Below are 21,060 nucleotides of genomic sequence, written 5' to 3' on the forward strand. Positions count from 1 at the left end.
TATCTTGCAACTATCTAATATCAATTTGTTGAGTTTTGCATTGCTCTACACGAATGTTGCCTCTGCCTAAAATAGTATATTCATTCTGCTGATTGCCTAAGGAATTCCTTACTTTTACGAAAAAAGGGTGATCTCCTGTTTTTAAATCTTTAAAAAAACCTTTAGAATCATTAGGAATAGATAGTTCTCTATGATCACTAAAATATCCATCCTTTTGTTTTTTCTGGATACTAATTAAAACATTTTTCCCGGTCTTATTAACAAAATAGAAGTTTCCAAACCCCTGCGAACAATCGATTGTTGTGCTTTTGCTCTTGATAGAACGATAACTATCAACGTTTGTAAAGATATCCTGATCCGGAACCTTTTTTAGCGATGTGTCTGCTATGTTTTGATTGGCAGAATAATAATTATTTGGAGCTTGATAATTATTATTAGGAGTTATTGCTCTTTGATTTTGAATAGGTTGTTGAGGAGTTTGATAATTCTGAAATTGTTGTTGATTGGGTTGATATCCATAATTTTGTTGATTACTATAACTATTAGAAGGATCTATAGCATAATTGACATTACCATGCTGTGTACTTGAGTATTGCATGTTCTGATTTGATGGCACATTCTGCGCAGTATTTTGATTATTATAAGTAGTAGTCTGTGGTACCACATTAGAATTATGATAAGGAACTGTTCTTTGAAATTGTTGTGATGAAACATTATTTGTAGTACCTGAAGAAGGTTGTGGAACAGGAGTTACAGCAAGACTATTGTAGTTAGGAACATTTCCTGTTACCCCACTTGTAGCATTTCTTGCATGATACCCTTGCTTATAAGTATTTTGCTGAAAATTGTTTTGACCAGAAGATGTGTTTTTAAATTGATTTTGAGGTTGTTGTTTTTTAATGTTTCTCACATCCTGAACATTAAACTTAAAACCATACCCCTCTTTAGTTTGAACAGTTAGATTTTCATTAAAATTAAATTCTATAATTTTTCCAACAATAACAGTTCCGTTATTTAGTGTGATGATGTCATCAGATTCTTGCGACAAGACAGAAAAGGAAACGATCAGCATAATTGATAAAAGTAGCTTTTTCATGATTTTTTTAGTTTGTTTGTGATGAATTAGAATATATACTTACGAATAAAATTGAATTACATATTAGACTATTCTGATATAATTTCAGGTTAGCTAATGAAAAAGAGCTATGTCTTTGATTGGCAAGTGTATGGAATAAGAAGTATGACTCTTATACCTGTTTATAATATATTGATTTTCAAAAGATTAATTAGTTAATCCTTTATTAATTAAATGCAAAAAAATCAGATTTAAAAACAGATTAATTCTAATGGTATACTTTTCGAATAGAAAATTTTTCAGTCATTTTTACGTTCCAATATAGATATTCGTATTTTTGCGGTAAGACATCCAAAAAATGGCTAAAAGAAAGGTAAGTACAAAAAGGAAAACAGTAAAAAAACCTAAAAAATCACTGAAAGAAAAATTTACATTATCTCGACAACAAAAAGTTGTCTTGGGAAGTTTTTTGTTCTTTCTGGGGATAGGATTATTTTTTGCTTTTATTTCATTTTTCTTTAACTGGAAAATTGACCAAAGTGAAATATCCGAATTTTATAATAGAACATCGTCTCCAAAAAACTGGCTAAGTAAATTTGGAGCTACGGTAAGTCATTTCTTTATTTTTAAAGGATTTGGGGTTTCTGCTTTAATTTTACCTGTATTAACTTCGTTATCTGGAGTATATCTGTTTTTTGACCTGAATAAAAAACGACTGTTAGGATTCTGGTTTTGGGGAGTGTTAGTGATGTTATGGATATCAGTGGTCTTAGGTTTTGTAGAAAAGGATGGTGGGTTACTAGCAGGGGTTATTGGGTATGAAAGTAATGATTTTCTTAGGGATTATATTGGTTTTATAGGTACAGTTTTAGTACTAGCGTTTTTTGCTATTGTATATATAGTAGTTCGACTTAGATATACTCCAGAAAAAATATCAGATTCATTAAAAAGTACACAAAAAAATATTGTTAAGGATTATGAATCTACTTCAAAAGCAAGTACTAATGGTCAAGCTGTTTCTGATAATACTGTAAAAAATGATACTGATGATTCTGGTTCTAGTATTAAAGAAAGAATAGACGCTATTATTGCCAAATCTAAAGATTATCGCAAAAAAGATGAAGACAAGGAAAAAGAAAAAGAAGTTGCGATAAAAAAAGAGGACACAAAAGAAATTACATTAAACCCTACCGTGAATGATTTCTATGGAGATCCCAAAAATAGAGATAATGATGTTCCCGAAAAGTTAATCATAAAATCTGAAGATAATCCTGAGGATATTGCAATGGAAGTCGAAACTACGGTAGAAGAAGAAGTTGTAGAAAACCTAAGTGCTAAATTGGTTAAAGATTTTGGTGAATTTGATCCAAAATTAGAATTAGGAAATTATAAGTTCCCGGGGATTAACCTTCTAAAAGATTACACAACTAAAACTGGTGGGATTACTATAGATCAAGGAGAGCTTGAGGAAAATAAAAATCGTATTGTTGAAACGCTCAAAAACTATAAGATAGAAATAGCTCAGATTAAAGCTACCGTAGGGCCTACGGTAACACTTTATGAGATTGTACCAGAAGCAGGTATTAGAATTTCTAAAATTAAAAATCTTGAAGATGATATAGCATTATCATTGGCTGCACTGGGTATTCGTATAATAGCACCCATACCGGGTAAAGGAACTATTGGTATAGAGGTTCCCAATAAAAATTCTACTATTGTATCAATGAGATCTGCAATTGCATCTTCAAAGTTTCAAAATGCAGAGATGGAATTGCCTTTGTCTTTAGGGAAAACGATTTCAAATGAGACATTTGTGGTAGATTTAGCCAAAATGCCTCACCTTCTTATGGCAGGAGCAACGGGACAAGGTAAATCTGTTGGACTCAATGCAATTCTGACTTCATTACTATATAAAAAGCATCCTGCAGAAGTAAAATTTGTGCTTGTGGATCCTAAAAAGGTGGAACTGACTTTGTTTAATAAGATCGAACGACATTATTTGGCAAAACTACCTGATACTGAAGAAGCAATAATTACTGATAATACCAAGGTAATTAATACACTTAACTCACTTTGTATCGAGATGGATACACGTTACGACTTGTTGAAAAATGCAATGGTTCGTAATATTAAAGAATATAACGCAAAATTTAAAGCAAGAAAATTAAATCCAGAAAATGGACATCGTTTCTTACCTTATATTGTGCTTGTAGTAGATGAGTTTGCAGACCTTATTATGACTGCGGGTAAAGAAGTAGAAACACCAATCGCACGATTAGCTCAGCTAGCAAGAGCAATTGGTATACACCTTATTATTGCTACTCAAAGGCCATCTGTAAATGTCATCACGGGGATGATAAAAGCAAACTTTCCTGCCAGAATTGCATTTAGAGTTACGTCTAAAATAGATTCACGAACTATTCTGGATACAGGAGGAGCAGACCAATTAATAGGTAGAGGAGATATGTTATTCACTCAAGGAAATGATCTGATCAGGATACAATGTGCCTTTGTGGATACACCAGAAGTAGAGAGAATTACAGAATATATTGGAAGTCAAAAAGCATATCCAGATGCACACCTATTACCAGAATATATTGGAGAAGAAAGTGGCACAAGTCTTGATATAGATAAAAAAGATAGAGATAAGCTTTTTGCAGAAGCTGCAGAAGTAATTGTAACAGCACAGCAAGGATCGGCGTCTTTATTACAAAGAAAATTAAAATTAGGATATAACCGAGCAGGTAGATTGATAGATCAACTTGAAGCTGCTGGGGTTGTAGGACCTTTTGAAGGTAGTAAAGCAAGACAAGTTTTAGTCTCTGATTTGTCATCGCTTAAACAACTATTAGATAATGAATAGATCTCTGAAGAAGGGGTCATAAATAATCAACCATAAGTAATTAATAGAAGAAATGTATAAAATGATAAGAAAGATACTACTTTTACTATTTTTAGTAAGTACCATGGCTATACAAGCGCAAAGCGCAAAGGGCCTTTTGGATGAAGTTTCTAATAAGGTACAAGGATATTCTAATATTGTAATAGACTTTAAATATTCTCTTAATAATCCAACAGAAAATGTTTCTCAGGAAACCAGGGGAGATGTAACACTGCAAGGAAATAAGTACCTTCTTAAAATCATGGGGACAGAACAAATGTACGATGGTAAAAAACTCCATGTAGTTATTCCTGAGGATGAAGAAATAAATATTTCATCTCAGAATGATGAGGATGGCGCCAGTGTAACTCCTTCAAAAATGTTATCCTTTTATAAAGAAGGTTATTCATATAAAATGGATGTTGTTCAGGATATAAAGGGTAGAAAAATTCAATTTGTAAAATTAACCCCTATTGATTCTAAAAGTGATTTAAAAGAAGTATTGCTTGGTATTGATAAACAAACAAAGCATATTTACAAAATGATTCAAAAACAAAATAATGGTACTAATGTTACAATTACAGTAAATAGTTTTAAAACCAATCAACCACTTTCAAAAACATTATTTGTATTTGATGAATCAAAATATGAGAATTACTATATTAATCGATTGGATTAATTAAATATTAAACTTTAAAAAATATTTTAGAGGACGTGTATTTTTTATACCCGTTCTTTAAATTTTAATAGACCTATGGTATAGGTTGTTAAAATAGACAAAACGAGTGAAGATTCTAGATAGATACATTTTAACTACTTTTGTAAAGACATTTTTTCCGCTCTTTATCATTATAATGTTTATCCTTTTATTACAGACTATATGGTTATTTATATCAGAGTTAGCGGGTAAAGATTTGGATCTTTCGGTAATTTTAAAATTTTTGACGTTTGCAACACCAAGATTAATCCCTATGGTTTTGCCATTGACTATTTTACTGACTTCGATTATGATTTTTGGAAATTTTGCTGAAAATTATGAGTTTGCGGCAATGAAATCGTCTGGAATATCATTACAACGTGCAATGAGAACGTTATCTGTTTTTATATTTTTTGTAGGTATTGGGGCGTTTCTTTTTTCTAATACAGTAATTCCAGCTTCTGAGAAGAGGTTTATAAACCTTAGAAAGAACCTGGTTAAAATAAAACCAGCAAGGGTAATTACTGCTAATCAGTTTAATGATATTGGAGATATAAATATTAAGGTAGCCGAAAAGTACGGTGATAATGATCAGTTTCTAAGAGATGTTATTATACATAAAAAGGCTGCAAGACCGGGTAATTTTACAGTAATAAAGGCAGTAAATGGAGAATTAAAAGGTAATGTTAATTCTGACCTGATTACACTTATACTTAACGACGGTAATTATTATGATGAAATTCAGCAAAACTCTCCACAGAAAAGAGATAAATTACCTTTTGCCAAAACATACTTCAAGAAGTATGTCTTAAATTTAGATCTTTCTTCTTTAGATAATGTTGATGTAGATGCACAACAATATAGTAAAGGATATAATATGCTTAATGTTGGAGGGTTAAAAGAAGAGATAGATACGTTATCAATTCAGGTCAATAATGAAGTGAAGAATGTAAAAACCGAAATTGATAGAAGAATAGGATATGAAGGGCTAAATAAAAACCTAAGTATAGACTCGATTCCTAAAACAAGTACTGATACTTTGGAAATACGAGATTATTTCACAACCGAAAAGAAAATACAAATTTACCATATCGCAATATCTAATACAGAAGGAGTAATACGAAAGTTAGATACTTCTCATAAAAATCTAACATTTAGAAAAAGAGCTCTTAATAAATATGAAATGTCATTGCATGACAAATATTCTTTAGGGATTTCTTGTATATTATTGTTTTTTATTGGAGCTCCGTTAGGTGCTATAATTCGAAAAGGAGGATTAGGATTGCCTATCGTGATTGGGGTAGCATTATTTTTGACATATCATTTTATTGGGATTTTTGCAAAGAATAGTGCAGAAGAAGGTGGGATACCTCCATTTATTGGTTCCTGGCTTTCTACATTTATCATATTTCCTTTAAGTATATTTTTTACTTATAGGGCAACTACTGATCGCGGAGTTTTTAACTTTGATAGCTTTATTCAACCGATACGAGATTTCTTTATAAAACGATCGTCTAAATCCAAAAAATAGATTTCTTTTTAGATATCTTTGTAGGAACTATATTATAAGAGTATTACTATGTCACAAATTACTGAGACCAAAAATAAAATTAAGCTAAACACCATTCAAGAGGCGATTGAAGATATTCGACAAGGAAAGGTGATTATCGTAGTAGATGATGAGGATAGAGAAAATGAAGGAGATTTTATTGCAGCGGCAGAAAAAGTGACTCCAGAGATGATTAATTTCATGGCTACTCATGGACGAGGACTGATTTGTGCACCACTGACTATTGATCGTTGTGAAGAATTGAATCTGGATATGATGGTTCAAAATAATACAGTTTTACACGAAACGCAATTTACAGTGTCTGTAGATTTGATTGGTCATGGATGTACAACGGGAATATCAGTACATGATCGTGCAAAAACTATTCATGCCCTGGTTGATGAAAATACGAGATCTCATGATTTAGGAAGACCAGGTCATATTTTTCCTTTAAGAGCAAAAAATGGAGGAGTACTAAGACGTACCGGACATACTGAAGCAGCTGTGGATTTAGCTAGATTAGCAGGATTAAAGCCTGCTGGAATTTTAGTTGAAATCCTAAATGAAGACGGTACTATGGCTCGTCTACCTCAATTATTAGAAGTCGCTAAGAAATTTGATCTCAAATTAGTCTCTATTGAAGATCTTGTAGCATATAGAATGCAGCATGATTCACTTATCGAGAAAAAAGAAGATTTTGATATAGCTACTCGTTTTGGAAATTATAGACTTCGAGCATATAAACAGACTACAAATAATCAAATTCATATTGCTTTGACCCTTGGTACATGGAAAGAAAATGAACCTGTTCTAACAAGAGTGAATTCTACATTGTTTAATAATGATATCCTTGGAACATTAACTAATAATGCTGATAAAAGGTTAGATGCCATGTTTAAACGAATAAATTCTGAGGGTAAAGGGGCAATAATTTTTATTAATCAAGAAAGTCAATCACTTAATCTATTAGGACGTTTAAGTGCACTAAAAGAAATCCAAAACGGAAAAGAGGTAGTAAAAGCTCCTAACATTGTTATGGATAGTAAAGATTTTGGAATAGGAGCACAGATATTACATGATATTAATATTCATAAACTACGCCTAGTGTCTAATACTGTACAGCAAAAACGCGTAGGTATGATAGGATACGGTCTTGAAATTGTAGATTATGTAGAGTATTAGATTAAATACTCTATTATGATATACTTTTTACCAGAACACTTTGTATAGCTTCAACCATTTTTGAAGCTCTTTCTGTAACTTCTGCTTCAGTCCAATTTAACTTTATAAGACATGAAATAGTACGACCCATCCATGCGTCACTGGTATCAAAAGACTTGTTATTTTTTTGTAAGCCTGATTGTACTTCTTGTGAAAGTTTACTAAGAGATTTTTGTTCTAAAAGATGTTCCCATTTTTTATAGTAATGCCAGTTATTGTCAAACCAATAAAAACATGCATCAACCCCATGTTCTCCTAAGGCTTTATGAGCTTTTCTTGCATGGTCTTCTGTAGGTAAAAATATATTAAGAAAAGCATAACTTTCTACTCCAGTTTCTGGAACTCGTCTATAAGTTACTTCGGGCACTGAAGATAATGCTTCACGTAAGATAGTATAATTTTTCTTTTGTATTTCAAGGGTGTGATCTAATTTCCTTAGTTGAGCAATTCCTACAGCTGCATTTAACTCTGATAACCTGTAATTATATCCTAGAAAAGGATGAGTTTCTGCTCCTCGATCATTACCAACATGATCATGTCCATGATCTTGATATTTATGTGCTCGATCAGCAAATATCTCAGAATTAGTAATAATTCCGCCTCCTTCACCACAAGTAATTGTTTTTACATAGTCAAAAGAGAAGCAACCCAGATCACCGTAACTTCCAAGGGGTTTATTATCATAAGTTGCTCCAATAGCTTGGCACGCATCTTCTAATAGTATAAGATTGTGAGTCTTACAAATCGCCTTTAGTGCCTTAAGGTCAGCCATAGATCCACACATATGAACAGGCATGATAGCTTTAGTTTTAGAAGTTATAGAAGCTTCTACTGCTTTTGGATCTAAAGTTAATGTATCATCAATATCACATAAAACAGGTACCGCTCCAACAGATAATATAGCCTCAAAACTAGCAACAAATGTAAAGGTGGGCATTATAACTTCATCACCAGAGCCAATACCAGCACATGCTAATGCTACCGTTAACGCAGCAGTTCCACTGGATACCACCTGGGCATATTGAGTTTGCATTCTTTTTGCTAAATCCCTTTCTAGTTCTAAGGCTTTATGATGACCATTTCTCATAGGGTCAAATCCATATCGCATCAAAACCCCATTGTCCAAAACGTCTTGAACTTCTTTCTTTTCTTCAGCTCCAAATAACTCAAATCCTGGCATAGCTACAGTATTAAATTAGAAAACTCCTTTCGGCAAAAATACCGAAAAGAGTTTTGATTTTACTGTCTATATTTTAGATTTTTTTAATTATTACAAATCGTGTTGAATTGATCTGATCTAAGATGTCTATCTATTAGAGACTTAGATGTTAATAATGGTATCTGTAATAGGACGTCTTACTTTTTTGAATTCTGAAAACATATCATCTTTTGCTCTATATCCTATAGGTAGTACTAATACAGATGAAAGTCCTAATTCATTAAGTTTTAAAATCTCATTATATTTTTCTGGAATAAAACCTTCCATAGGACAAGAATCGATTTGTTCTATAGCACATACTGTAAGTAAATTTCCCATAGCCAAATATGCTTGCTTTGCAGCCCAATTGAGAATTTCTTCTGAGGGTTTGTTTTCAAAAGAATCTACTAATTGCTCTTTAAAAGGTTTTAGTATTTCATCTGGCGTATTTCTCGTAGCCTTTACATTATCAAAATGTTTTGTAATGTATTTTTTTCCAACTTCATTTTCAATACAAAAAACAAGTACATGAGAGGCATCAGCAACTTGGGCCTGATTCCAGGAATGCTCTGTTAATTGTTTTTGTAGTTTTTTATCTTTTATGATCACTAACTTCAGTGGTTGTAAGCCATAAGAAGTAGCTGTAAGGTTAAACGCTTGAGTAAGTGTATCTATTTTTTGTTGGGTTAGAATTTTGGTGCTGTCAAATTTTTTGGTAGCATATCGCCATTGCAAACTTTCTATAATATTCATCCGAAGTTTTTTTTAATATGTCACAAAGATAGTATGATAACATTTACCTTTGATAGATAAAATGATAAGAAAAAACTATATCGCAATTGTATGAATACTATAGATGAATTAATCAAAACATCTGAGACTAGAATTTTTAAAGCTGTATTTCCAAACACAACAAATCATTATGAAACTTTGTTTGGAGGAACAGCATTGCAGCTTATGGATGAAGTTTCGTTTATTTGCGCTACTCGTTTTAGTCGGAAAAAGGTGGTTACAATCTCTACCGATAAAATTGATTTTGAGAAACCGATTCCAGCGGGTACTATTATCGAACTTGTAGCAAAAGTTGTTAAAGTTGGCAGAACAAGTTGTTTGGTAAAGGTTGATATTTATAAAGAAGAAATGTATAGTTACGAACGGGAGATAGCAGTTTCTGGGCATTTTAAATTTGTAGCTATTGATAATAATAAGAAACCAATTCCGATTGTATAGAAAATAAAAAACTCACTGATTTCAGTGAGTTTTTTATTTATATTATAATACATATTAAGCTTTTGCCAATTGTTTTATTTTTATTCTGAATGCCGCAAAAAGTAAAGTCATAAAAGGACTTAACCAATTGAAAATTGCAAAGAAGAAATAATCAACAACGGGTACACCTAGAACTCCACTTTGATAAGCACCACAGGTGTTCCATGGAACTAAAACAGAAGTCACTGTACCAGAATCTTCAAGAGTACGACTTAGATTTTCGGGAGCTAGTCCTTTATCTTTAAAAGCTTTGGCATACATTCTTCCTGGAACAACAATAGCAAGATATTGATCAGATGCAGTTACATTCAATGCTAAACAACTTACAACGGTACTCGCAAAAAGTCCGAAAACAGAATCGAACAAATTTAAAAGAGCTTTACTAATTCTTGCTAGAGCTCCTATGGCATCCATAACACCACCAAAAACCATGGCACATACAATTAACCAGATAGTTCCTAACATCCCTGACATGCCTCCGGCAGAAAATAAATCATTAAGTTCTGCACTACTGGTTTCTACAGCAGTATCAACAGTCATAGCTTTCATAACACCGATATACGCAGAATTAAAAGTAAGTTCTGTACTTCCTGCAATTTGTGTTACAACCTCAGGTTGTGCAATTATTGCTGCTATTGCTCCTAGTAGAGTTCCGGCAAGTAAAGCGATCAAAGGAGGTGTTTTTTTGATAATTAATCCTATCACTAAAACAGGAACAATAAATAACCAGGGAGAAATATTAAAAGCTTCATCTATAGCTTTTAATTGTTCACCAATTTCTGGAGTACCAGAGGTATCTATAGTAAAACCAATAATTATAAAAACAAGTAGTGTTATTACTATCGTTGGAACGGTAGTGTAGGTCATGTATTTAATATGCGAAAATAATTCGCCTCCAGCCATTGCAGGAGCAAGGTTTGTAGTGTCGGATAAAGGTGACATTTTATCTCCAAAATAAGCTCCGGATATCACAGCTCCAGCTGTCATTCCTAATGAAATACCTAATGTATCACCTATTCCTATAAGGGCAATACCTACAGTAGCCGACGTAGTCCATGAACTTCCTGTTGCTATGGATATGATAGCGCAAATAATAACGCAAGCTGCAAGAAAAATAGTAGGATTAAGAATTTGTAAACCATAATAGATCATAGTTGGAATAATACCGCTAATCAACCATGTGCCTGCCAAAGACCCTACCATTAATAAAATGAGTAATGCTCCTGTTGTGGATTTTACATTCCGGGCAACTTCTTCCATCATTTGTTTATAGGATACCTTATTAAAAAAACCTACAATAGCTGCAACAGCAGCTCCAAGAAGTAAGATAAACTGATTACTACCACTAAGGGCATCATCACCAAAAGCAAAAGAAACATTATAAAATAACATTCCTACCAAAATAAATATAGGGATTAAAGCTTCCCAAATATTTAATTCCTTGTTTTCTATAATATTCTCGTTTTTGGGATCGGTAGGTGTGATGTTTTGACTTTCCATGTGTGGTATTCGAAATTTTATGGATGTAATGTTACGATATTAATAAAAGTTATGCAATGTCTGAATAGAGTTTAATTGCTATAGGAAAGAAATTATTATCGAATTTTAAAATGAAAACTTCGATTTTTAAGAGTTAAAATGCTTTTAATCGATGTTTTGTGTTTTTTATCGATTATATTGAGTTTTGTGAACTATGATTTTATCATAATATTAGTGATACATCTTACTTTTGAAGTGTGAAAGAAGGAAAGTAAGAGAAAAATTGAGTTGTTTGATTGATTTAAACTTTTTTTGCCCCTTAACCTAGTAAGCCTCATACCCCCTGAGGCTTTTTAAATAAATATACAATAGGACATACGTATCTATTTAATAATATTGATTATCCTTATTGAACTAAATGTTTTTTCGATTAATTGATTTGTTGATAAAGCCTCTTCCCCCAAGAGGCTTTTTTTATATGTAAGCTTTTCTTATTATTATCGACTTTATATAATATATTTTTATTTCGTCGGCATTTTAAAGTATTTCATCGATAGAAAAGTTGAGGCTCATCTAATTATAGAAAAACTTTAGACCATTACCTCATATCTTTGAAGTGTACGAAAGAAAAATATAAATAAAAACATTATAAAAATATTGATTGCCTCGTTGAATTGAACTAAGCGTTTTTAAATTAAATTACCCCTAACAGAAAAAAAGCCTCGAACCCCGGAGGTTTTTTTTTGTTAAAAAGATATTTAGTTTAATTTTTATGTAGAAATTAGTCAAAAAATAAATTAATGGAAACCAGTACATACAAAGGTTTTGAGTTATTCTTTCTTTTTGTTTTATTACCTACAAGTTTTTTGATAGAATATCCTAAATTGATAAAGGCAATACTAGCTATTACTGGTTTTGTTTATATTTTGCTTCTTCTTAAGCGAAAAGGGTTATTAAAGCTAAAATTCCCTAATAAGGCATATTGGAGGCCTTTCTGGAAAGAAACGGTTATAAAACTAGCTATCATTGTTGTTGTTACAGGGATGTATGTTTTTTTAATTGCTCCAGATAAGTTATTTTCTGTTTTAATTAAAAGGCCAGAGGTATGGGGTATTATTCTATTTGTGTATACGTTTTTATCGGTTTGGCCGCAAGAAATTATTTACAGAACATTTTTCTATGATCGCTATTCTGGATTAATAAGAAATAAATGGTTGTTTATTTTTATCAATGCTATTCTTTTCTCTCTAGCACATCTTTTTTTAGGTAGTTTTCTGGTTCAGGTATTAACCTTTGTAGGAGGGTTGCTGTTTGCATATACGTATCAAAAAACAAAATCAACCACTTTGGTGTCTATAGAACATGCTATCTATGGAAACTGGCTTTTTACCGTTGGTATGGGGGATATGTTAGCTTTTCCCGGAGCTCAGTAACTAAGATAAGTATTGAATCAATTGTTGTACAGTTTTTCCACGATGACCGATTTTATTTTTTTCTGATAAAGGAAGTTCTGCAAAAGTCTGATCATATCCATTCGGAAGAAAAATTGGGTCATAGCCAAAACCACCAAGCCCTTTTTTATCTTCAGTAATAGTCCCAGAGCAAATTCCTGTAAATGTTTTTAATTTCCCATTAAAAATTAAGACAATTACGGTTTTAAATCGGGCATTACGATTTTCTTCCTTATTTAGCTCTTTCAAAAGCTTATTCATATTGGCTTCTGCATCTTTATCTTCACCAGCATATCTTGCAGAGTATACACCAGGAGCATCGTCTAGTACTTCTACTTCTAAACCTGTGTCGTCAGCAAAACAATCATAGCCATAATTATCTTTAATGTATTCAGCTTTTTGTTTGGCATTACCTTCAATAGTACCCGAAGTTTCAGGGATGTCTTCTGTACACCCAATATCATTTAGACTAACAATTTCGATATGTTTTGGGACTAACGCCTGTACTTCTTTTAATTTATTTTTATTATTGGTAGCAAATACAAGTTTCATGTGCTGGTATAAAATGTCAATTAAGCTTTAGCGTCAAAATTAGATATCCATTTACTTTGTACTTTGAGTACTTGTTCTATAACATCTCTAACACATCCTTTGCCTCCTTTTTTGAAAGATACATATTTAGAAATTTCCTTTACTTCTGCAACGGCATCTTGAGGGCAAGTTGGTAATCCTACCATTTCCATAACCGGCATATCAGGAATATCATCACCCATGTATAAAACATTTTCTAGTTTGATGTTTTTTGAATTTAGGTATTCATTTAATTGTTTTGTTTTATGATGTGCGCCTAAATATATGTCTGTTATTTCCAATCCCTCAAGCCGTTTTCTTACGCCTTCATTTTTACCTCCAGAAATTATACATACGTTGAAACCTTGCTGGACTGCTGCTTTGAGTGCATATCCATCCTTAATATTCATAGTTCTAAGTAATTCTCCATCGGTATTAATGAGAACGGTTCCATCGGTTAATACTCCATCTACATCAAAAATAAAGGTGGTGATGTGTTGTAAGTATTCTTTATAACTTTTTTCCATATTTAGATTGTATTGCTTTAGTAAGCGTTTGATATATTTCTTTTTGTGTGGTATCTGTTAAGATTCCTAAATGTCTTTCAATTGTTTTTGAATCATTTCGAATAGCCGGGCCTGTTTGGGCTAAATCTGGATTCATTTTAGTTATTTTCTCAACGGTTTCATGGATTAAAGGATGTAAAACTTCAAAAGGAACTCCGTGTGTTGTACAAATATCATTTCCTATTGAAAATAAATGATTAGTAAAATTATTTACGAATACAGCCGATACATGCAATATATTACGTTGTTCAGAAGAAATACTATAAACTTTTTCTGAAAGTGTATAGGTGAGTTTTTTTAGTAGCTCGAGATCCTCTACATTTTTAGATTCTAAACAGAAAGGTACAGTGCTAAAGTCAATGTCTTTATCTTTACTAAATGTTTGTAACGGATAAAATACTCCTCCTCTGTTAGCATTATTTAAAATACTCATAGGAACACTACCTGATGTGTGAACAACCAATCTATTGGTAAAAGGCAATAGTTCAGAGATTTCTTTAATTGCATCATCACTTACAGCCAAAATGTAAACATCGGCTTCTTTAAGTGCATTGATGTTTGATGTAACTGTATCTTGTTTTTGAGAAGTATGTAAAGGTATACCTCTGCGATTATAGCATTGTACTATAGTAACCAAGTGTTGATTGCAAAAGGCACTATATAAGTGTTTAGCTACATTTCCTGCACCTAAAATTGTAACTCTAATCATTTCGCAAAAATAAGGAAGTTACCTTAAAAAGCAGAGTAATACATTTTTTCATTTCTATTTTAAAATAAAAGTAAGTGTCAAAATTAAATCATCATAAAATGAAGATGAAATAAAAGAATAAAAAAAACATCAAATGCAATATATATTTATATAAAAAGAATGAAGTTGTCTTGAAACTTAAACAAGTTTAACATTTCTGTTAAAACCTTAAAATCAAAAGCGCATTATCTTATAATATCGCCCTAAAAACATTAAATTTGCCGAGCTAAAAAAAGAAAGGTATTATGCAAGATAAGCTAGCGAATATTTTGTTCTCTACACGATTAATGGCAATTTTATTTATTGTTTTTGCTGCCTCTATGGGGGTAGGAACATTCTTAGAAGATGCACACGGTACAACAGCGGCAAGGATATGGATTTATAATACTTGGTGGTTTGAGACCATAATGGTTTTTTTTGCTATTAATTTTTGCGGAAACATTGTAAGATATAGGTTGTATAAAAAAGAGAAATGGGCTACTTTGTTATTGCATTTATCTTTCATTCTAATCATTATTGGAGCTTTTGTAACCCGGTATATTAGCTATGAAGGTGTAATGCCAATTCGAGAAGGAGAAACTACAACCACCTTTCTTTCTGAGAAAACATATTTGACCATCTTTTTGGATGGAGAAATTAATGGAGAGCCTCGTCGTCGGATTGTTTCTGAAGATTTAGAACTCGCTCAGGCAACAAACAATGATTTTACCATTGATACCGATTATAATAAACAGCCTGTGACAATTAGGTATAAGAATTATATTCAGGGTGCAGAATTGGGATTGGTAGAAAAAGAGGATGGAGATAACTATCTCAAAGTTGTAGAAGCAGGAGATGGTAATCGTCACGATCATTTTCTAAAAGAAGGCGAAATATCCAATATACATAATGTATTAGTGTCTTTTAATAAGCCTACCAAAGGAGCGATAAATATTACATATGAAAATGATGAATATTTTATAGATTCTCCATTCGATGGCTCTTTTCTTAGAATGGCAGATCAAATGCAAGGACTTGTTTTTAAAGATAGTCTTCAACCTTTAATGCTTAGATCATTATATCAAACTGCCGGAATGCAATTTGTGATTCCAGATCCTGTAATTCGTGGTGAATATGATATTGTACCTATCGAAACAAAAGAAAAGGGTCAGCAAGATGCTTTAGTTCTTGATGTTTCTTCAAATGGAGAGAGCAAAGAAGTGAAACTATTAGGGGGTAAAGGTTTTAATAATGATATGACCAAGATCTCATTAGGAGGTTTGGATATGTATTTTAAATATGGCTCTAAACAAATGGAACTTCCTTTTGCGCTAAAACTAAACGATTTTATTGCAGAAAAATATCCAGGGACACAGAATGTATACAAGTCATTTAAAAGTAAAGTTGATATTGTAGAAGGTAACTCTTCTCAACCTTATGACATTTATATGAATCATATTTTGGATCACAAAGGATATCGTTTTTTTCAAGCTTCTTTTGATCCAGACGAAAAAGGAACTGTACTTTCTGTAAATCATGATCGTTGGGGGACCTTAATTACCTATGCCGGTTATATGTTATTGTATCTGGGATTAATGTTAATCCTATTTACCAAGGGGTCTCGTTTTAAGGATCTAGAAGAAAAATTGAGTAAAGTGAAAGCAAAAAAGAAAACATTGACCATGATTTTGGTATTGATGATTTCTACATTTTCTTTTGGACAAGATTTACCAGATCATAATGCCCATTTGGAGACCTTACCAAGTAAAAAACAATTGGACTCTGTTATTCTGGCTAATATGGTACCAAAAGAGCATGCTGCTAATTTTGGTAGTATTGTAATTCAAGATGAACGTGGTCGAATGAAGCCTGTGAATACTTTTTCATCAGAACTACTACGTAAACTCAGTAAAAAAGATACTTATGAAGGGTTAAATGCAGATCAGGTATTTGTATCTATGGTGGAGAACCCTTTTATCTGGTATAGCATTCCAATTATTGAGATTAAAAGAGAAAATGATAGTATTCGTAAGATTTTAGGTGTTCCAAAAACAGAAAGAAGAGTTTCACTAATTGATCTGGTAGAGCCTGATGGATCTTATAAATTAGCTCCATATCTGGAAAAAGCAAGTAGTACGAATACGCCAAGTAGTTTTGAAAAAGATTTCTTAAAAACTCATGAGAAATTTTATTTATTGAATCAAGCCTTGGGAGGTGGTATTCTTAGAGTTTTTCCTGTACCGGGAGATGAAGGTAATAAATGGGTTTCTGTTCCCGAATTAAACGAATATAAGTTTACCGGAATGGACTCTGTGTATACCAGACAAATTATTCCTATTTATAGACAATCTCTTTTAGAAGCTCGTAAAACCGGTGACTATAGCAAGCCAGATCAGTATATAAAAAGTATAAAAAGTTTTCAAAAGAAATTTGGTAGTGAAGTTTTACCTACTGATAAAAAAATCAAAGCCGAAATTGCTTTGAATAAATATGATATTTTTAGAACTCTATATAGATATTATGGGGTAATAGGATTGTTGTTAATGATTTTTGTAATTGCCAGAATATTCAAGGATTCAAAAGTGATCAGAGGTTTGATTAACGGTTCTATAGGAATCATAATCTTACTTTTTATTTCACATACTGCAGGATTGATTATACGTTGGTATGTTTCAGGTCATGCGCCATGGAGTGATGCTTATGAGTCTATGATATATGTTGCCTGGACTACATTAGCAATAGGTTTAGCTTTTGGTAAGCGAAGTAATTTGACAATGGCGGCAACTACTTTTGTGGCAGCTATCATATTGTTTTTTGCACATGAAAGTTGGACAGATCCCGCTATTGCTAATCTGCAACCAGTTTTGGATTCTTATTGGGTATTGATACATGTATCCATAATTGTTGGGAGTTATGGCCCCTTCTTTGTTGGAGCTATATTAGGAATTCTTTCTTTGTTACTTATCATCCTAACAACAAAGTCGAACAAGAAAAAAATGGAACTTACTTTAAAAGAAATTACTATTATCAACGAGATGGCTCTTACCATTGGATTGGTTATGCTTACAATAGGTAATTTCCTTGGCGGAATGTGGGCTAATGAAAGTTGGGGGCGTTACTGGGGATGGGATCCAAAAGAAACATGGGCTTTGGTAAGTATCATGGTATATGCTTTTGTGATTCATATGAGACTTGTTCCTGGTTTGCGAAGTAGATGGTGGTTTAATTTAATGTCTGTTATTGCAGTAGCATCAATTATAATGACGTATTTTGGAGTAAATTTCTATCTTAAAGGATTACATTCATATGCTAGTGGAGATAAAGTAATCACTCCTGATTTTGTTTTCTATTCTATTGCTTTTGTGATTATTCTGGGAGGTGTTTCCTATTGGAGAAATGGCATACATTATAAGAAAAAGAAAGGGGTAGTCTAAGATTTTATATTGTATATAAAAGACTTGTGGAAGAAACGCAGCAATATTGACTTTTGGATTGAATACAGAATTAAATTATAAATTTGAAGGCTTTTGTAAATATAACCTAAACCTCTTCAGTTGATTACTTATCGGCTGTTGCTGTGCAATGTGTTTTCCTGATTATTGATTTTTAATTTCACTCTACATTATCATTATTTCCACCAACCATTGAGTTTTCGAATATAAAGTATTTGTCCAGTGTGGTAGGCAGTATGTAAAGCCATATTTGCAATTTCAATATTCCATTCTGCTATTTGTTTTTCAGATGCATTTTCAGTCACTTGTTCCCATTCTGTTTGTATACTATCTAGTTTTTTAGTTACATTTTTCCAATCCAGCTCACTATTTTTTTTAAAAGTATCTTTATTGTCATTGTTAAATTCGGGAACTTCTTCTCCTTTAAAAGCTTTTAAATTCATTTCATTCCAGAAAATTAGATGAGAAATCAATTCGCGAATCGAATGATCTTCAGTATTGTTTTTCCAATTCGATTGCTCTGGAGTAAGGCCTTCTATCGCTTTTTTTGTTGGCACAAACCATTCTTGATTTGTATGAGTATTCTTTAATTGTTGAACGAGTAACGACTTTATATTTGGGTCATTGTTATTTTCTGAGCAGCACAAAACTATTAAGGCTAATCCGATTATTGTGAAAATTCGTTTCATGGTTTTGACTATGTTGTACAATAAAATATTATTAATTTTAATCAATAACAATCTACCTTGATTTGATTTTTCTTTTCGAATATACTTAGAGGTAGATTTAAATTTTTCCTTGAAATAGTTTCTAAAACATGAAGTACTTCTTTTTGCATTCCTATAGAACCACAAATCATTATAATTCCGTTGTTTTTTAAAACGTTACTAATCAGATTTGCTTCTTTGGTAATCAAATCCTGAACATATATTTTATCTTTTTGAGTTTGCGAATATGCGGTATGAAAACTCGATAATTGCTCTTTTTTAATAAAATCGTTATAAATCTCTAAGGAAGCTCTAGTACGTCCACCCCAAAATAAGTGAGTGTTTGACATATTTTTCTCACTAGCGATCATTCCTAAAAAAGGAGCAATTCCTGTTCCATTAGCGATCATAATGACCTCTTTTCTGATATTTGGAAAATGAAATGTGGAGTTTTGTTTTATAGAGGCTTTAATAGTGTCACCTTTTTGAAGTTTACTAAAATAGTTTGAGCAAATTCCCAATTCATGTTTTTTAATACTTAAAAGAATATCTCCATTTACTTTTCCAATAGAATATAAACGTTCAATTTCATCTTCTTTTGGAGAGAAAGAAAAAAGATCACCAGATTGAAAATCAATAGTACGCTTCGTACGTAAACGAAGTAAAAATGTATCATCTTCATTGATTGGTGTTCTTTCTATGATTGTAAATACATTATTTTTTCTTTTTTTCTTTTTTTGAGGTTGTTTTATATGTAAAGATATTTTCAATGTAGAGCTCCAAATAGAAACCCAATCTTTAAAGGCTTCAAAAGATTGATTGTTTATTTTATATGGTTCTAAAACTGATGTGAATAGGGGATGAGATGCTAATGTGTGATTCACATCAAGTGCATATTTACAAAAATCAGGATATGCTAAAGAACCTAGTCCTACTACAGAAAATTGAATGCTGTTAATCGGTCGAATTGCTTTGAATTTTTGTTCGAATTTTTTTGCATTTGTAGGAGGTTCTCCTTCCCCGTATGTTGATGTAAATATAATGAGATGCCGTGCTTGTCTATAGCTGGAATAGTTGTTTAATTCAGAAATAAAGACAGTTTTTCCAATTGCAGCAAGTGCATTAGCAAAAAGAGTGGCAAAAGTGAATGTGTTGCCAGTTTCAGAACCAACCAGAATAATGTATTCTGACTCATCCTTGTTATGATTAGAGTGGCGTAATTTACTTTTTTTATGTCTTTTAATCGTCATTGTAAAACCAGAGTACATAAAAAATAGAATAGAACAACTGGCTATAAGTAATATGGTAGACCATAAAATATTTCCTTTTCCGGTGTGTAATACCATGCTCCATTGGGATGCCAAAGTAACAAATGGATATAGTTCTTCACTTATGATTGCCCCTGTAAATTGATTTACAATAAGTTCTCTGTCTGATAGTTTGATAAGAAAATAATCTTCAACAGAATCAGAAAAAGGAAACTCTATTGCTTTGACATTTTTAAGTGTTATGGTTTTGAAAATATCAAAATCTTTGATTGCAATTTTTGGAGTAGATCCACTATTCTCTATATTTACTTGATGAGATATTGTACTTTTTGGAAGTAAAGAGAATTTTTCTAAAGATAAATAAACACCAGTTACTGCAATGAGAAGTATGGGTATAAGCAGTAATCGACCTAAAATTATATGATAAAATTGAGCAAAATACTCTTTCTCAATTTTAAAAAAGAAACGCTTAATACTTCTTTGTCTTTTTAAGATTAACAAGACACCTGTAATTGCTATTATAAATAATATAAATGAGACAAACCCAACAAAAAACCTTCCGGTGCTTTTTAGAAACAAAGAACGGTGTAGATTGGTGGCAAATTTAAAAACAGTTGCCTTTTCTATAGGTTTACCTAGTTTTCCCCCGTTTGTAGGGTCGACATAAATTGTTTCACTATTTCCTTCTTTTGTAATTACAGATGCGATCATTGCATTATTGGCATCTATTTCGAAACTAATTATTTCGTCATAATGATGTTGCAGTGTATGTATTGTTTCTGCTACAGAAAGATCGTTACTTCCTTTAATATGAAAAGATTTTATAGAGTCTGAAATGGGTTCAAACGTCAAAACAATTCCCGTGACAGATGCTATGAGTAAAAAGAGAGAAGAAGATATAGCCAGTAAGAGGTGGCTATATCTCCATATTGAAATAGTCATTTAGTTGG

At 32.1% G+C, this 21,060-nt stretch carries 16 protein-coding genes; 7 read left to right on the forward strand and 9 right to left on the reverse strand.

Annotated elements, in window-relative coordinates:
• Positions 1-10 precede the first annotated feature (10 nt).
• Positions 11-1,096, reverse strand: a complete 1,086-nt coding sequence (locus PQF96_RS13370; protein ID WP_271766778.1) for a hypothetical protein — start codon at positions 1,094-1,096, stop codon at positions 11-13.
• Positions 1,097-1,433: 337 nt separating this feature from the next.
• Here PQF96_RS13370 and PQF96_RS13375 point away from each other — a divergent pair, with 337 nt between their 5' ends.
• From PQF96_RS13375 to ribB, 4 genes are all read left to right on the forward strand, one after another.
• Complete coding sequence (locus tag PQF96_RS13375) at positions 1,434-3,938, forward strand: FtsK/SpoIIIE family DNA translocase (protein WP_143918378.1); 2,505 nt, start codon at positions 1,434-1,436, stop codon at positions 3,936-3,938.
• Between the two features lie 61 nt (positions 3,939-3,999).
• Positions 4,000-4,635, forward strand: coding sequence for a LolA family protein (locus PQF96_RS13380; protein WP_109438289.1), 636 nt, complete (start codon positions 4,000-4,002; stop codon positions 4,633-4,635).
• A gap of 106 nt (positions 4,636-4,741) precedes the next feature.
• Positions 4,742-6,184, forward strand: a complete 1,443-nt coding sequence (locus tag PQF96_RS13385) for an LptF/LptG family permease (protein ID WP_109438290.1) — start codon at positions 4,742-4,744, stop codon at positions 6,182-6,184.
• Between the two features lie 48 nt (positions 6,185-6,232).
• Positions 6,233-7,384, forward strand: a complete 1,152-nt coding sequence (ribB, locus tag PQF96_RS13390; protein WP_109438291.1) for a 3,4-dihydroxy-2-butanone-4-phosphate synthase — start codon at positions 6,233-6,235, stop codon at positions 7,382-7,384.
• 13 nt (positions 7,385-7,397) lie between these two features.
• Here ribB and PQF96_RS13395 read toward each other — a convergent pair whose 3' ends face one another.
• Positions 7,398-8,603, reverse strand: coding sequence for a DegT/DnrJ/EryC1/StrS family aminotransferase (locus tag PQF96_RS13395; protein ID WP_271766779.1), 1,206 nt, complete (start codon positions 8,601-8,603; stop codon positions 7,398-7,400).
• Positions 8,604-8,744: 141 nt separating this feature from the next.
• On the reverse strand, positions 8,745-9,374 hold the full coding sequence (locus tag PQF96_RS13400) for an NAD(P)H-dependent oxidoreductase (protein WP_109438293.1): 630 nt from the start codon (positions 9,372-9,374) through the stop codon (positions 8,745-8,747).
• 90 nt (positions 9,375-9,464) lie between these two features.
• On the opposite strand from PQF96_RS13400, the gene PQF96_RS13405 reads away from it, so the two are divergent.
• Entirely contained in the window at positions 9,465-9,851 is a 387-nt protein-coding gene (locus PQF96_RS13405) for an acyl-CoA thioesterase (RefSeq protein WP_109438294.1), read from the forward strand.
• A gap of 54 nt (positions 9,852-9,905) precedes the next feature.
• Here the strand turns inward: PQF96_RS13405 and nhaC are convergent, their stop codons facing one another.
• The gene (nhaC, locus tag PQF96_RS13410; protein ID WP_271766781.1) at positions 9,906-11,390 is read right to left on the reverse strand and encodes a Na+/H+ antiporter NhaC; all 1,485 of its coding nucleotides are present in this window, start codon (positions 11,388-11,390) and stop codon (positions 9,906-9,908) included.
• A 779-nt stretch (positions 11,391-12,169) separates the two neighbouring features.
• On the opposite strand from nhaC, the gene PQF96_RS13415 reads away from it, so the two are divergent.
• Positions 12,170-12,802, forward strand: a complete 633-nt coding sequence (locus tag PQF96_RS13415; RefSeq protein ID WP_271766783.1) for a CPBP family intramembrane glutamic endopeptidase — start codon at positions 12,170-12,172, stop codon at positions 12,800-12,802.
• Here PQF96_RS13415 and PQF96_RS13420 read toward each other — a convergent pair whose 3' ends face one another.
• Genes PQF96_RS13420 through PQF96_RS13430 form a run of 3 tightly spaced genes read right to left on the reverse strand, consistent with a single transcriptional unit; the run spans position 12,803 to position 14,665 of the window.
• Complete coding sequence (locus PQF96_RS13420; protein ID WP_271766784.1) at positions 12,803-13,372, reverse strand: non-canonical purine NTP diphosphatase; 570 nt, start codon at positions 13,370-13,372, stop codon at positions 12,803-12,805.
• Between the two features lie 20 nt (positions 13,373-13,392).
• The gene (locus tag PQF96_RS13425; RefSeq protein ID WP_109438298.1) at positions 13,393-13,917 is read right to left on the reverse strand and encodes a KdsC family phosphatase; all 525 of its coding nucleotides are present in this window, start codon (positions 13,915-13,917) and stop codon (positions 13,393-13,395) included.
• A complete protein-coding gene (locus PQF96_RS13430) occupies positions 13,901-14,665 on the reverse strand; it encodes a Rossmann-like and DUF2520 domain-containing protein (RefSeq protein WP_271766787.1) in 765 nt (254 codons plus the stop codon). The genes PQF96_RS13425 and PQF96_RS13430 overlap by 17 nt, the downstream gene beginning before the upstream one ends.
• A 284-nt stretch (positions 14,666-14,949) precedes the next feature.
• On the opposite strand from PQF96_RS13430, the gene ccsA reads away from it, so the two are divergent.
• A complete protein-coding gene (ccsA, locus tag PQF96_RS13435; RefSeq protein ID WP_271766788.1) occupies positions 14,950-18,117 on the forward strand; it encodes a cytochrome c biogenesis protein CcsA in 3,168 nt (1,055 codons plus the stop codon).
• Positions 18,118-18,311: 194 nt separating this feature from the next.
• Here the strand turns inward: ccsA and PQF96_RS13440 are convergent, their stop codons facing one another.
• Positions 18,312-18,824 carry a DinB family protein gene (locus tag PQF96_RS13440; RefSeq protein ID WP_109438301.1) on the reverse strand — a complete coding sequence of 171 codons (513 nt, stop codon included), beginning with the start codon at positions 18,822-18,824 and terminating at the stop codon, positions 18,312-18,314.
• A 41-nt stretch (positions 18,825-18,865) separates the two neighbouring features.
• Complete coding sequence (locus PQF96_RS13445) at positions 18,866-21,052, reverse strand: PepSY domain-containing protein (protein ID WP_271766790.1); 2,187 nt, start codon at positions 21,050-21,052, stop codon at positions 18,866-18,868.
• Positions 21,053-21,060: the final 8 nt, after the last annotated feature.

The organism is Aquimarina algiphila (assembly GCF_947494415.1).
GTDB classification, from domain to species: domain Bacteria; phylum Bacteroidota; class Bacteroidia; order Flavobacteriales; family Flavobacteriaceae; genus Aquimarina; species Aquimarina algiphila.

Coding starts and splice junctions, on each gene's coding strand:
- PQF96_RS13370 (WP_271766778.1), bottom strand. CDS start 1,096: ATGAAAAAGCTACTTTTATCAATTATGCTGATCGTTTCCTTTTCTGTC.
- PQF96_RS13415 (WP_271766783.1), top strand. CDS start 12,170: ATGGAAACCAGTACATACAAAGGTTTTGAGTTATTCTTTCTTTTTGTT.
- PQF96_RS13395 (WP_271766779.1), bottom strand. CDS start 8,603: ATGCCAGGATTTGAGTTATTTGGAGCTGAAGAAAAGAAAGAAGTTCAA.
- PQF96_RS13400 (WP_109438293.1), bottom strand. CDS start 9,374: ATGAATATTATAGAAAGTTTGCAATGGCGATATGCTACCAAAAAATTT.
- PQF96_RS13440 (WP_109438301.1), bottom strand. CDS start 18,824: ATGAAACGAATTTTCACAATAATCGGATTAGCCTTAATAGTTTTGTGC.
- PQF96_RS13425 (WP_109438298.1), bottom strand. CDS start 13,917: ATGGAAAAAAGTTATAAAGAATACTTACAACACATCACCACCTTTATT.
- PQF96_RS13380 (WP_109438289.1), top strand. CDS start 4,000: ATGATAAGAAAGATACTACTTTTACTATTTTTAGTAAGTACCATGGCT.
- nhaC (WP_271766781.1), bottom strand. CDS start 11,390: ATGGAAAGTCAAAACATCACACCTACCGATCCCAAAAACGAGAATATT.
- PQF96_RS13405 (WP_109438294.1), top strand. CDS start 9,465: ATGAATACTATAGATGAATTAATCAAAACATCTGAGACTAGAATTTTT.
- PQF96_RS13375 (WP_143918378.1), top strand. CDS start 1,434: ATGGCTAAAAGAAAGGTAAGTACAAAAAGGAAAACAGTAAAAAAACCT.
- ribB (WP_109438291.1), top strand. CDS start 6,233: ATGTCACAAATTACTGAGACCAAAAATAAAATTAAGCTAAACACCATT.
- ccsA (WP_271766788.1), top strand. CDS start 14,950: ATGCAAGATAAGCTAGCGAATATTTTGTTCTCTACACGATTAATGGCA.
- PQF96_RS13445 (WP_271766790.1), bottom strand. CDS start 21,052: ATGACTATTTCAATATGGAGATATAGCCACCTCTTACTGGCTATATCT.
- PQF96_RS13420 (WP_271766784.1), bottom strand. CDS start 13,372: ATGAAACTTGTATTTGCTACCAATAATAAAAATAAATTAAAAGAAGTA.
- PQF96_RS13430 (WP_271766787.1), bottom strand. CDS start 14,665: ATGATTAGAGTTACAATTTTAGGTGCAGGAAATGTAGCTAAACACTTA.